General features: G+C 43.0%; 12 protein-coding genes and 1 pseudogene. 10 read left to right on the forward strand and 3 right to left on the reverse strand.

The features are described 5' to 3' along the window. The first annotated feature begins 11 nt into the window (after positions 1–11). The 5 genes from IGI72_RS00300 (at position 12) to IGI72_RS00320 (ending at position 6,069) form a co-directional block, all read left to right on the forward strand. On the forward strand, positions 12–1,292 hold the full coding sequence (locus tag IGI72_RS00300) for an apiosidase-like domain-containing protein (protein WP_010748509.1): 1,281 nt from the start codon (positions 12–14) through the stop codon (positions 1,290–1,292). Between the two features lie 7 nt (positions 1,293–1,299). Continuing rightward, complete coding sequence (locus IGI72_RS00305; protein ID WP_086338869.1) at positions 1,300–2,613, forward strand: PTS sugar transporter subunit IIC; 1,314 nt, start codon at positions 1,300–1,302, stop codon at positions 2,611–2,613. Between the two features lie 325 nt (positions 2,614–2,938). Further along, positions 2,939–3,964, forward strand: a complete 1,026-nt coding sequence (locus IGI72_RS00310; protein WP_438752639.1) for a PTS sugar transporter subunit IIC — start codon at positions 2,939–2,941, stop codon at positions 3,962–3,964. Between the two features lie 8 nt (positions 3,965–3,972). Continuing rightward, positions 3,973–4,245, forward strand: a complete 273-nt coding sequence (locus IGI72_RS00315) for a hypothetical protein (protein ID WP_438752641.1) — start codon at positions 3,973–3,975, stop codon at positions 4,243–4,245. A gap of 381 nt (positions 4,246–4,626) precedes the next feature. Beyond that, positions 4,627–6,069 carry a glycoside hydrolase family 1 protein gene (locus tag IGI72_RS00320; RefSeq protein WP_005226517.1) on the forward strand — a complete coding sequence of 481 codons (1,443 nt, stop codon included), beginning with the start codon at positions 4,627–4,629 and terminating at the stop codon, positions 6,067–6,069. 107 nt (positions 6,070–6,176) lie between these two features. On the opposite strand, the gene IGI72_RS00325 is transcribed toward IGI72_RS00320, so the two are convergent. Then, on the reverse strand, positions 6,177–6,533 hold the full coding sequence (locus IGI72_RS00325; RefSeq protein ID WP_115231505.1) for an MmcQ/YjbR family DNA-binding protein: 357 nt from the start codon (positions 6,531–6,533) through the stop codon (positions 6,177–6,179). Between the two features lie 255 nt (positions 6,534–6,788). On the opposite strand from IGI72_RS00325, the gene IGI72_RS00330 reads away from it, so the two are divergent. The 5 genes and pseudogenes from IGI72_RS00330 to IGI72_RS00350 all read left to right on the forward strand — a co-directional run bounded on the left by IGI72_RS00330 (position 6,789) and on the right by IGI72_RS00350 (position 11,213). Beyond that, positions 6,789–7,118, forward strand: coding sequence for an AbrB/MazE/SpoVT family DNA-binding domain-containing protein (locus IGI72_RS00330; protein ID WP_218193011.1), 330 nt, complete (start codon positions 6,789–6,791; stop codon positions 7,116–7,118). Continuing rightward, positions 7,108–7,398: pseudogene (locus IGI72_RS00335) on the forward strand (type II toxin-antitoxin system RelE/ParE family toxin). The gene IGI72_RS00330 and the pseudogene IGI72_RS00335 overlap by 11 nt, the downstream one beginning before the upstream one ends. A gap of 148 nt (positions 7,399–7,546) precedes the next feature. Further along, positions 7,547–8,353, forward strand: a complete 807-nt coding sequence (locus tag IGI72_RS00340; RefSeq protein WP_015508709.1) for a MurR/RpiR family transcriptional regulator — start codon at positions 7,547–7,549, stop codon at positions 8,351–8,353. A 110-nt stretch (positions 8,354–8,463) separates the two neighbouring features. Further along, entirely contained in the window at positions 8,464–9,729 is a 1,266-nt protein-coding gene (locus tag IGI72_RS00345) for a PTS sugar transporter subunit IIC (RefSeq protein ID WP_008376678.1), read from the forward strand. Between the two features lie 44 nt (positions 9,730–9,773). Then, on the forward strand, positions 9,774–11,213 hold the full coding sequence (locus tag IGI72_RS00350; RefSeq protein WP_081116684.1) for a glycoside hydrolase family 1 protein: 1,440 nt from the start codon (positions 9,774–9,776) through the stop codon (positions 11,211–11,213). Positions 11,214–11,293: 80 nt separating this feature from the next. On the opposite strand, the gene IGI72_RS00355 is transcribed toward IGI72_RS00350, so the two are convergent. After that, the gene (locus IGI72_RS00355; protein ID WP_086338870.1) at positions 11,294–12,046 is read right to left on the reverse strand and encodes an ABC transporter permease; all 753 of its coding nucleotides are present in this window, start codon (positions 12,044–12,046) and stop codon (positions 11,294–11,296) included. Beyond that, complete coding sequence (locus tag IGI72_RS00360; protein WP_438752646.1) at positions 12,043–12,984, reverse strand: ATP-binding cassette domain-containing protein; 942 nt, start codon at positions 12,982–12,984, stop codon at positions 12,043–12,045. The genes IGI72_RS00355 and IGI72_RS00360 overlap by 4 nt, the downstream gene beginning before the upstream one ends. Positions 12,985–13,027: the final 43 nt, after the last annotated feature.

Genomic DNA, 13,027 nt, shown 5'->3' on the forward strand with positions numbered 1-13,027 from the left:
AGAGCACCACTGTGAAAATCACCGTAAGCCAAAACAAACGCACCTTATTGCGAGACGGACAGCATTTCTTTTATTTAGCTGACACTTGTTGGAGTGCCTTTACTAGTATTCAAGAAAATGACTGGATCACTTACTTAGACAAACGCAAAGAGCAGGGCTTCAATACCCTTCAAATCAATGTGTTACCGCAATGGGATCGCAGCCGTGGTCAATTTGACTGCTTGCCGTTTCCTCTTGATGCGGGCGTCTTTGATTTTACTGTTTGGGAGGATGCCTATTTCGAACGGGCTCAGCGTCTTTGTAAAATTGCCGACGAGAAAGGCTTTACTTTAGCGTTGGTCGTCTTGTGGTCAAACTATGTCGCAGGCACGTGGGCTAGCCAGTTGGACAAAGAACGCAACGTGTTGCCGGAGGATTGCCGCCAGGCCTACTATCAAAAAGTGATTGCGACTTTTGATGCCTTCCATCCGATCTACTTTATTGGTGGCGATACGGATTTCCCAACACAGCCAACCATCGATACGTATCTAGAAGCCTTTGCTTTCTTTGAAAAGCATTCGCCCAATACTCTGAAAACGATTCATATAAAGGGACGTTTTGAAGAGATTCCCGCAACGATCGTCGAACATTTGGACTTATTTTTATACCAATCAGGTCATAACAGTGCCTTTTTGAATATGCCTTATTATTTGGCAGAGCGTTTTTATCAAAGACAACCGCAGCTGCCGATCATCAACTCAGAACCTTGCTATGAACAAATGGGCTATGCCCGTCACGTATACGGCCGATTTGGTCAAAAGGATGTCCGCAAAGCGGCATGGCAATCACTGTTAGCCGGCGGCGCGGCTGGGATCACGTACGGTGCCCACGGCATCTGGAGTTGGCAAACCCCGACGGCGACTTTTGCGGAAGAAATCGGGGAAGCGTTTGATCGTCCGATGATTTGGCCAGAAGCTTTATCTTTTCCTGGGGCAGATGACTATGGCTTTATCAAGCAATTATTCGAATTATTAAATATTCAGGAGCTTGTGCCTTGCCAAGAGCGCTTGATCGATGCAGATGAACAGATTCGTATGGCAGCCATCGCAGGATCGAAGGATGCGTTGCTTTACTTGCCAAGCAATACAACAGTTCGTCTGCAAGGAGATCTTTCTACAGCGACCGTCACATTGATCGATTTGAATACCAATCGTTTCTTGAAACCAAAACTGACAGTTACCGATGGTATCACTGTTTTCCATCCCCACAATTGTCATGAAGATGTATTGTTTGTCATCCAAATAAAGGAGTGAAAAGAAAATGGATAAGTATATGGATAAGGTGTTAGTATTTGCAGATAAAATCTCCAACAATCGGTATTTAAAGGCAATTTCAAACGGGTTGATGGCGACGCTGCCGATCAACATTATTGGTTCGATCGCCTTATTGTTAGCAGTTTTGCCGATTCAAGGATGGACAGACTTTATCAATTCGATCAATATTGGCGGCTATTTTTCCGTCGGTTACAGTATGACCGTCGGGGTTATCTCAGTGTACGCTTCCTTTCTGGTCGGTCACCGTTTAGCGACAGAATTTAAGCAATCGGCGGTTCCTGCCGGCATCGTTTCACTGTTTGCCTTTTTGATGATGACGCCAATGGTTACCTTAGAGGAAACAACGACCCTCGACATGAGCAAACTCGGTGCTCAAGGCTTGTTTACCGCTATGATCTGTGGCTTAGTCTTTGCTCGTTTGTACTGCTTTATTTTAGAAAAAAATATCGCCATCAAAATGCCAGCAGGCGTGCCGCAATTTGTGACGGATACCTTCGCCGGTTTGATTCCAGCAATTATTTCTGGGTTTACCGCGATCGTCATTAGCTGGGCATTCAGTTTTACTTCTTATGGCTCATTCTCAGATTTCATCTATCAAATCTTGGCAATGCCGCTGCAAAGCTTGTCTTCTAGTGTAGGTTCGTTGTTATTTATTGTACTGATCCAAATGGTGCTATGGTTCTTCGGTATCCATGGTTCGTTGGTGGTGGGTAGCTTTGTCACCGCTTTGTACTTACCAATGGATGTGGAAAATATGGATGCTTTGGCTAGCGGCGTTGCTCGTTCCGAGTTGCCGAATATTTTGAGCAAGTCGTTTTATGATTTGTTTGCTGGTATTGGTGGGGCTGGGGGAACATTGTCATTGATTATCGTTATTTTGCTGTTGGCGAAATCAAAACAATCACGGACAGTCGCTAACCTGAGTGCCGTTCCTGGATTGTTCACCATTAATGAGCCGGTGATTTTTGGCTTACCGCTGATTTTGAATCCAATCATGGCGATTCCGTTCATATTAACACCATTGGTTCAAGTGCTTGTGGCGTACCTAGCGATCTGGAGTGGGATCGTCCCACGACTTAGTGGCGTACAAGTTCCCTTTGGCACACCGATTTTTCTAAATGGGTTTCTAGCTGGAGGCTGGCAGGTCGCAGTTCTACAAGTCGTTTGCGTTTTGGCAGGCTGCTTGCTGTACATTCCTTTTGTCAAAATATTAGATAAAGGAAAATTAAAAACAGAAGCAGAAGCAGCGCAAGCAGAGGTTCAAACTGAAAGTATCGATCCAGCTGGAGAAACCGTCTGACTTCAGGGGAACAATGCGTAAAAGGCAGGACCTTGTTCTTCTTCAACAAGGGACAAGGTGAATTTTTGCACACTTGATTTCTTAAGACGGTGAATCCAGTCAATGATCGGCCATTCCCGAAAGCAGATAGGCTCTGATTGATCTACTTAGTAATCGAATGGTTCGGGGAAACGCCGATGATCCCAATGCAAATGTGACACAAATAGATTTTTTAATTTTTGATTTTACTCAGTATGGGTCTTTTTAAAAAAAGACCAGCTGCTCCCCCACAATTGCTATCAAGACGTTTTGTTTCTCGGACACAGATCAAAAAGGAGTGTATTATATGACTTTCGCAGAGAAGTTCACCGAAAAAGGCCAGTACTACGCAAGTAAGATTCAGCAAAATAAGTATATGCAAGCAATCTCAATTGGATTGATGACCCTACTGCCAATCATGATCATCGGCGCATTCAGTACACTGTTGTCTTCCATGCAAATCGGGGTTTATCAATCAATGATTGCCCCGTTTCGCGATATTATCGCCTTACCGGCTCAATTTACGACAAATGCATTGGCTATTTATGCCGCTTTTTCCATCGCTTACAAATTGGCAGGCTTATATGGAAAAGAAGGCTTGATCCCTGGGTTTGTTTCCTTGTTTTCCTTTTTAGTCTTAACACCAATCAGTGTTTTTGAAGATGGAGAGCTTGTGATCAATGCCTTGACCTTTGACTGGCTGGGGGCTAGAGGGTTGTTTGCGGCGATGATCGTGGGTGTCTTAACTGCCCGTTTGTATGTGTTTTTTGTCGATAAAAACTTGGTTATCACGATGCCGGAGGGGGTACCACCAACGATTGCCAAAACATTTTCGGGACTGGTTCCAGCAGTGTTAGTAGCAGTCTTATTTACGATAACAGCCGGTTTGTGGAAGATGACGGAATTCGGTAGTTTCCATCAATTTGTATACACGATTCTACAAATTCCACTGCAAAGTCTAGGAGGTTCGATCTGGTCTCTTTGTATTGCATTATTGCTGATGCAACTACTTTGGGTGTTTGGCATTCATGGCGCAGCAGTCGTTTTTGGTATTATTCAGCCAATAATGACGGTACTTAGTCTAGAAAATTTAGCTGCTTATGAAGCGGGAGAACCTATGCCCAATATAGTAACTGGTGCATTTTGGAGCATCTATGCCAACTTTTCAGCGATGCTTGGTTTAATTGTTGTCCTGTTGTTTTTATCAAAAAGCAAACAATTTAAAACGATTGGTAAATTAGGAGCGCCAGGGGCAGTTTTTGGGATTCATGAGCCACTAATTTTCGGATTGCCTATCGTGATGAACCCGATTCTGGCGATCCCCTACATTTAAGCCCAGTTGTGTGTGTTATTTTAGGCTATATCTTAACCATCACGAATATTTTACCGATTCCTATCGGGATGCAAGTGCCTTTTGGAGCTCCAGTTGTTCTTTCGGGAGTTTTACAAGGAAGTTGGAAACTTGCGGCGGCTCAATTACTGATGATTCCTTTGTGTGCCTTGATCTATTACCCATTTGTCCGCATTTTGGATAAGAAAAATGCCGAACAAGAATTGGCGCAAGAAACGCAAGAAAAAGCAGCAGAACAAAGCATGGATCGAGTGATTTCTTGATGGTTGAAGATCAAAGGGAGTTGCTTAAACGTATAGAAAGGGTCAACAGTAATTGTTAGGAAATTGTTTAATGGCTACTCATAAAAAACTCTTTAAAAGAAGCTAATTTGACAGGGTTTACTGGTTAAATTTCCCCTTTTTTCAAAAGATCGCTGGTTAAAAGAAACCGATTTTATGGTGACAAGCCAATGAGTTAGTGCTATAGTTAAAGAAAGAAAACCCACGTGGATTGTTACTGACTCGATCAGGCAAGACCTAAATAAGAAAGCGCTCTTCTCGTTTTAGCAGCGGCTCTTATTTAGGTTTTTTGTTTTTTATCGGAGATTTTTCAGTAACCAGCTAGGTAGGTTTATCAAAAGAAAACAAAAGGAGAACGAGCAAATGGCAAAATTTCCAGAAAATTTCTTATGGGGCGGCGCGACCGCAGCGAATCAATTAGAAGGGGCGTTTGATCGCGATGGCAAAGGCTTGTCAGTGGCGGATGCAATGCCTGGCGGCAAACAGCGTTTAGCGATTTTAGGCAGTGATACGTTTGATTGGACGATCGATGAGGACAAATACACCTACCCAAATCATCGCGGGATCGACCATTATGACCGTTTCAAAGAAGACATTGCGTTGTTTGCAGAAATGGGCTTCAAGAGCTATCGTTTTTCCATCGCATGGACACGTATCTTTCCAAAAGGCGATGAAACGACACCAAACGAAGCTGGACTGGCATTTTACGATGCGCTGATCGATGAATGTTTGAAATACGGGATCGAGCCAGTGGTTACGATCTCTCACTATGAAATGCCCTTGCATTTAGCCAAAGAATACGGTGGCTGGAAAAATCGAGCATTGATCGATTTCTATGAACGTTTTGCAAAAGTCGTCTTGGAACGGTTCCACAGCAAAGTCAAATACTGGATGACCTTCAATGAGATCAACTCTGCTTTCCATTTCTCCGCATTGAGTCAAGGAATGGTCAACAGCACGGGTGCCAGCGACTTTACAAACGTGATCCAAGCGTGGCACAACCAATTTGTTGCCAGCAGTAAAGCAGTCAAAATCGGCCATGAATTAAACCCAGAGTTACAGATCGGTTGTATGATCATTTATGCAACGACTTACAGCATTGATGCGAACCCAGTCAACCAAGTGGCGACGATGATCCATAATCAAGCCTTCAACTACTACTGTGCCGACGTGCAAGTACGTGGAAAATACCCATCCTTTACGGATCGTTTGTACAAAGAACATGGCGTCAATAAAGAGGATCTTGAGATTACCGAAGAAGACTTAGCCTTGATCGCTGAACATACTGTTGACTATGTTGGCTTCAGCTACTACATGTCTTCTGCCGTGGATATCACCACAGAAGAAGCCGATGAAGTGCAAGGAAACTTGTTGGGCGGCGTCCGCAATCCATTCTTAGAAGCAAGTGAATGGGGCTGGCAAATCGACCCAGAAGGGCTTCGCATCGCGTTGAATGAACTGTATGATCGTTACCAAAAACCGTTGTTTATCGTGGAAAACGGCTTAGGAGCCATTGATACCTTTAACGAAGAAGGAAAGATCGAAGATGATTATCGTATCGATTACTTGCGCCGCCACATTGAAGCAATGGGCGAAGCGATCGCTGATGGCGTAGACTTGATCGGTTACACCCCATGGGGCTGTATCGACCTTGTCAGTGCTTCAACAGGCGAAATGAGCAAACGCTATGGCTTTATCTATGTTGACTTTGATGACGAAGGCAACGGCACGATGGATCGTTCCAAGAAAAAATCCTTCGATTGGTACAAACAAGTCATTGCAACAAACGGAGAAGAGTTGGCCTAAGTGTTTCGTTAGACTCACGGATGACACAGGATCCGTTATAAAAGAAAACCGATCAACGGTGCTCCTATACAGGCGCATCGTTGATCGTTTTTTTTTGATATTTGGTTTTAACGGGTACGTTCATAGCTGTCTCGTAACAAAGATTGGAGTTGTTTTTCTGATACAGAGCCATCTAGTAATGCGGTGAGCCAATGGTTTTTATTCATGTGATAAGCGGGTAAATAGCCGCGGCTTTGATTGATGATCGAAACCATTTCGGGCGCTGCTTTGACATCTAAAATTCCGATCATTTCCGTTCCTTCCAAGCCTAATTTTTGCTTTTCTACAGTCATCAGCAAGCCAAACCATTTGCCGCTTTTACGGTGCCGCAAGACTTGGTACTCGGGAAACTTTGCAAATGGATGGTCGACCTGAACATCATTGAAGGTCTGAGCGAAGGCGATCAGACGGTTTTTAAGATCCATGGGTATCCCTGCCTTTTTATTCAATCATATCCAGTATACCGTATTTTTGTCGAAATTTCGCTAGAAAAGGAGATTGGGCTCTTTGGTTTAATGAGCCGTATCACCTGTTGCATCGATAGTCATAAATAAGGCAAAGTAGCAGGTGATTTATTTTCTCAATTTGACACTCGGCTTTCGGCATTACTTATCATTACATTCGATTATGATATAATGTTCTTACAGAGTAATTACTAAAGCAGAGGGAGGGGTGTAACGATGATTACGAAAACAAGAAAACAAGGGAATTCCATTATGTTGACGGTGCCCAAAGACTTTGGTATTCCCAATGGTGTGGAAGTAGAAGCAAAGCTAGTAGAAAATGGAATCTTGTATGAATTTATTGAACCGGTAAAGCCATTCGATGATTTCAGTGAAGATATCTTGACTGATATTATTAATGAGGGATACGAACACGAAGATATTTTATCCGAATTTAAAGCGCGTAAGAGTAAGCTGATTTCTTCATTTAAGACAATTGCAAAGGAGACTGCTACCGACGGGAAAGCAATGACCAAAGAGGAGTTGGCAACTGAAACTGGCTTATGAGGTGATTCCATCTAGACAAGTAGTGAATTATTTAAAAAAGTTGAAGGAGAAACCGCTGAAACAAAAGTTTCTTCATGTCATTTATGATGAAATAGCTGTCGAACCGTATAGCGGCGATCAAAAAACTGGCGATTTAGCTGAAATCTGGTCAAAGGGTTTTAAGTATGCAGGGACAACCTATCGTATTGCTTATGATGTGATCGATGACTAAGTGATTCCAGACTTGTTATGTGGCACCCATGAGAATTTTTATGGACAGTTAAAGCAGTTAATGAAATAACTGGGGACCTGAATCGAAGAGTTGCGCGTAGGCGGACTCTTTTTTTGCTTTCTATTAAAAGTACGATAAGTGAAAGGTTCTAAGAAATGGATGCCTATGCTAAGATAGAAGAAACCAGCAGCGTAAATAAGCAAGTGAGGTGGTCGCTATGAAAACGACAAGTCAAGTATACATTCGTTTAAATGAACATCTATTTAAATGCAAAAAATACGATTTGAATTTTTTGATAACAAAACTTTTAATTGAGCGAATCGATGAATTTCCTGCGATCTATATTGAAGAAATCGCCTATGCTGCACAGACGACCCCTGCCAGTATCACTAAATTTTGTAAGAAACTTGGTTATGCTAGTTTTAAAGAAATGCGTAATGACCTCACGATTTATTTTGAACAAGAGTACCATTTAGCGAATACGATGTTTGAAGGGATGCTAGCGAATCTCGATACAAAGAGTGAAGTATCTGAAATGGTTGACCAATTTCTAGCCCGAGAGTACATGGTCCAAAAACAGATTTTTGACCAATTTGATCAACACCAATGCACACGGATTGCAGAAGAAATGAAACGAAAAAAACGAGTGGCGATCTTGGGTAACAGCTATTCTTTTTCGGTTGTTAATCTCCTGCGGGAACTGCTTAGTCAAATGGGCTATATCGTTTTTGAAGTGAACCGTAATGCGGAAGACCAGCTGATTGATCAAGTATTGCGGGAAACAGATATCTGTTTTGTGATCAATCTAACAGGTAGCTGGATCGACAAAAAGGCCTACTTGCTTGAAAAAACTGCCTGTCAGAAAGTTTTATTGACGTTCAGCGAGCAAGCCGCTCAAAGCAGTCTCTTTGAAGAGCGTGTCTTGTTTAAAGAGGTCGTTCCATTGATGTCGTCGAATTATTACTCGCAAAAAGTGCTTCATCTATGGATGATTTTTATGATTATGAATATGAGAAAAGAGTAAACGTAAAAAGCTATTTTCCATTTTTGGAAAATAGCTTTTATTGTTTCCTTATGAGAAAGCGCTTATATTCAAGTTAAGATATATCTTAAAAAATTTAGGAGGATTTACTGATGGATAAATTAATGCAATTTATTGAAACCAAAGTGATGCCGCCAATGATGAAACTTTCTAATCAACGTCACTTGAGCGCTGTTCGCGATGGGTTGATCGCAACGATTCCAATCACAGTGATCGGATCGATCTTTTTATTGATTCCGTATATTCCATGGCCTCAATCGTATGTATCATTTATGGGCAATCATCCCGACTTAGTGGCAAAACTGATCATTCCCTTCAATATGAGCATGGGACTGCTTTCGATCTATGCAGCTTTTGGCATTGGCGCACGACTAGCGCAAAGCTACCAACTGGATAGTTTGGCAGGGGGCGTTTCTGCAATTTTTACCTTTTTTACTACATTGACCTTCACTTCTTTAGATGAAGGAACGTTTATCTCTACGCAATATCTTGGAGGAGAAGGCATGTTTGCTAGTATTTTGACAGCTATATTAGCAGTCGAGTGCATGCGCCTTTGTAAAAAATACAATATTGGGTTTAAACTGCCAGAGCAAGTCCCTACGAATGTCAGCAGCAGTTTTGAAGTGATTATTCCCGTGTTTTTTTCAATGACGATCGTTTGGATCATTGTTCACTTGATCGGCTTTGACATCAATGCCCTGATTGCAAGTTTGATCACACCATTGTTAAGTGTTTCTTCCAACTCGTTAGCAGCACCTTTGGTCTATGTAGGATTGACTTGTATCATGTGGCTATTCGGAATTCATCCGCAAATATTAGCGACGGTGATGTTGCCGATCTGGCTAGTCAATTCTGAAGCAAACATGGCAGCAGCACAAGCCGGACAAGCGATTCCCAATCTGGGGGTACAGCCGTTTATCTTTACTTTCTTATGGATCGGCGGTGGCGGAGGAACCTTAGCACTTTGCGCAATGATGTGTTTCTCTAAATCAAAATTTTTAAAACAGCTTGGTCGTCTCAGCTTTATTCCTGGGGTCTTCAACATCAATGAGCCGTTGTTGTTTGGGTTGCCGATCGTTTTGAATCCAGCACTGGCGATTCCCTTTGTCGTGGCACCAATCGTGACCACTTTCGTGACCTATTTCGCTTTTGTGTCCAACCTTGTTCCCGGAATGGCGTATCCATTAGCGGCTGTGTGGACGGTTCCGAGTATTTTTTCGGCAGTGATCGCAACAGCCAGCATTCGTGGTGCTGTCTTAGTAGTGGTGAATTTCTTGATTTATTTGGGCATTTATTATCCTTTCTTCAAGGCCTATGAGCGCAAATTAGTGCTTGAAGAAGGTCAAACCGAAGCGTAGGTCTAAGAGGCGAGCAATCAAATTTTGAGAAGAGGAGCAATGACATGAAGAAAAATAAGAAGCAATTTCCTGCCGATTTTTATTGGGGAGGTGCAGTTGCCGCAAATCAATTAGAAGGGGCCTATCTTGAAGGGGGAAAAGGTTGGAGCGTGGCAGACATCAATCGCTTTCGTGATGATATCGATATAAAAAAGAAAAGCAACAAAGAAATAACGACGGCAGACGTAGAATTTGCTTTAAATGATCAAGAAGGGCGTTACCCGAAACGGGATGGGATCGATTTTTACCATACATTTCGTGAGGATCTGGCACTCTTGGCAGAAACAGGCATGAATTCGTTTCGAACATCTATTAGCTGGGCGAGGATTTTTCCAAAGGGAGACGAGCAAACGCCTAACGAAGAAGGGTTGCGCTTTTATGACGAATTGATCGATTGTATCCTTGAAAACGGCATGGAACCCTTGATCACCTTGTCTCATTATGAAATGCCGATCCATTTAGCGATGGCTTATGACGGCTGGTCAAATCGTAAACTGATTGATTTCTTTGTTCATTTTGCGCAAGTCGTATTCAAACGGTATCAAGGGAAGGTCAAATATTGGATCTTAGTCAATCAAATGAACTTGATTACCCACGAATCGTTTAACCACCTTGGTATTCCCGCTGACCGAGTCGACAATCTGAAGCAAGCTAAGTACCAAGGAGTTCACAATGAATTGGTAGCATGTGCGAGAGCGATCAAAGTAGGCAAAGAAATTGATCCTTCTTTTCAAATTGGTATGATGTCTTATTATGGCAATGTTTATCCAGCTACTTGTAAACCGTTGGATGTTTTGAGTGCTCTCAAAAATAATCAAATGGAATATTATTATTCAGATGTACTTGCGCGGGGAACTTATCCGAATTATGCCTATCGCTTTTTTGAAGAAAACGGCATCGAGATTCAATTTGGGGAAAACGATGAAGCGGACTTTAAGCATACGGTTGATTTTGTTTCTTTCTCCTATTACTACACGCGAATCATTCATAGTGAAAACTACGGGAAAGAAGATGCAGCTTCGCCTAACCCTTATTTAGAAGCAAATGATTGGGGCTGGGCAATTGATCCGATTGGGCTGCGGATCGCTTTGAATGAGTATTATGATCGGTACCAATTGCCGATCATGATCACAGAAAATGGTATGGGCTTTTATGAGACATTGAATGAAGAAGGGACGATCGATGATACGTATCGCATTGATTTTCTGAAACAGCACATTGAACAAATGAAAGAAGCAATCTATGATGGCGTAGAACTGATCGGCTACTATCCTTGGGGACCGATCGATCTTGTCAGCTGCTCCTCATCAGAAATGAGCAAGCGGTATGGGTTCATTTACGTGGATCTAGATGATTGGGGCAATGGTTCAGGAAAACGGTACAAAAAAGCCAGCTTTGACTGGTATAAGAAAGTGACGGCTTCTAACGGAGAAGTCCTCGATTAAAAAATAAGCGGCAACGACGAAGCAGGAGCTTAGTCGTTGCCGTTTTTTTATAAGAGAGTCAAAAAAGGGAGCCAGCGCCATCAGCGTAACCGTTTCTGATAAAGCATTCGTGCCAAGAACCAGCTCACCACTACGATACCGCCGCACCAGCTAAAGGCACTGATCAAGGTGGTATCTTTTAAGTTTAACAAAAGCCCTCGCAAAGAATGGATGATCGGCGACATTGGTTGGTATTCAGCAAAAATGGCTAATGGGCGCGGCATGGTTTCCGTAGGGACGAAACCAGAGCTTAAGTAGGGCAACAGGGTGATCAAGACAGTAAACAAGGTCGCTGTCTCGGGGCTTTTGGCGATGAGACCAACCAGAACGGAGACCCAAGTAAAGGCGAAGGTGAAGCAAAAGATCAATAGGAAGGCGAGTCCCCAGCCAGTAACTGTGGCTTGGGGGCGAAAACCGATGATCATGGCGACGATCAACACGACCAAGGTGCTGATCAAGCTCCGAAGGGTCGCGGCGAAGACATGCCCGTTTAAAAAGGCTGAGTTAGAGATGTTCAAGGTCATCAGCCGTTCCACCATGCCGGATTTCAAATCTTCCGTCACCGTTACCCCAACGGAGGAGGCGCTTTGGGCGATACATTGGACGAGAACACCAGGAACGACAAAATCGACATAAGAGGTATCGCCGACGTTCATGGCTCCCCCGAAAACATAGACGAAGAGGATCATTAAAATCGCTGGGGTCAAAATCCCACTTAGCAAAGTCTCCATACTGCGAATCGATAGCAAGAGGTTGCGTTTGAATAAGGTGTTGGTTTCTATAATTGCTTTCATTGGTTTCCTCCTTGGACAAGTGTTAGAAAAATATCTTCTAACGAAGCATTCTTTTGATTAAAACTGGTGATGGTGATCGGTAGTTGATTGAGTTCCTGCAACAGCGTGAAGGAATGCTGGAAGTCTTGACTGACGGGAAATGCCAGAGAGAGACTGGACTCATTGACTTGCAGCGGAAAATCAGACAGATGCTGACGCACGGTCTGTAAGTGTTCTTTCGTCAATACGCTGATTTCCATCGTTTGTGAAGGGTGCAGTGCTTTGACTTCCGTTGGTGTTCCTTGCAAGATGATTTTCCCTTCATGCAAGATGGCGACTTGATCTGCTAAAAATTCAGCTTCTTCGAGGTATTGGGTCGTCAGGAAAATCGTTCGTCCTTGAGCGGCGATCTCTTTGATCATGTGCCATGTGGCTAAGCGGTTTTGCGGGTCTAACCCGGTCGTTGGTTCATCCAAAAAGAGCAGGTCAGGTTCGCCGATAAAACTCATGGCGATGTCTAAGCGTCGTCGCATGCCACCAGAATAATTTTTGACTAGTCGGTTGCTGGCATCCACCAAATCAAAACGCTCTAACAAATGTTGGACGATAAACTGTTTGTTTTTGACATGGCGCAAGGCAGCAATCATCAGCAAGTTTTCTCGTCCGGTCAGTTCTTGATCGACGGCGGAAAATTGCCCTGTCAGACTGATTTTTTCGCGAATCGCTGCTGGATCTTTGGTCAAGTCGATCCCATCGATCAGCGCGGTTCCTTGGTCAAAAGGCAGGATAGTGGACAAAATTTTGACTAAAGTGGTTTTTCCAGCGCCGTTTGATCCTAGTAAGACAAATACTTCGCCAGGAGTGACGTCAAAAGTGACCTCTTTCAAAACAGTTTTGTCTTTGAAGCTTTTTTGTAAATGTTTCATGTGAAGCATTTTCTTTTTTATATGGGTATCCATAGCTTTTCCCTCGTTTCTATAAGATAATTCAACTATAAAGGCT

Origin of the sequence: Enterococcus sp. DIV1059_2, from assembly GCF_051713685.1 — a bacterium.
GTDB lineage: Bacteria > Bacillota > Bacilli > Lactobacillales > Enterococcaceae > Enterococcus_D > Enterococcus_D casseliflavus.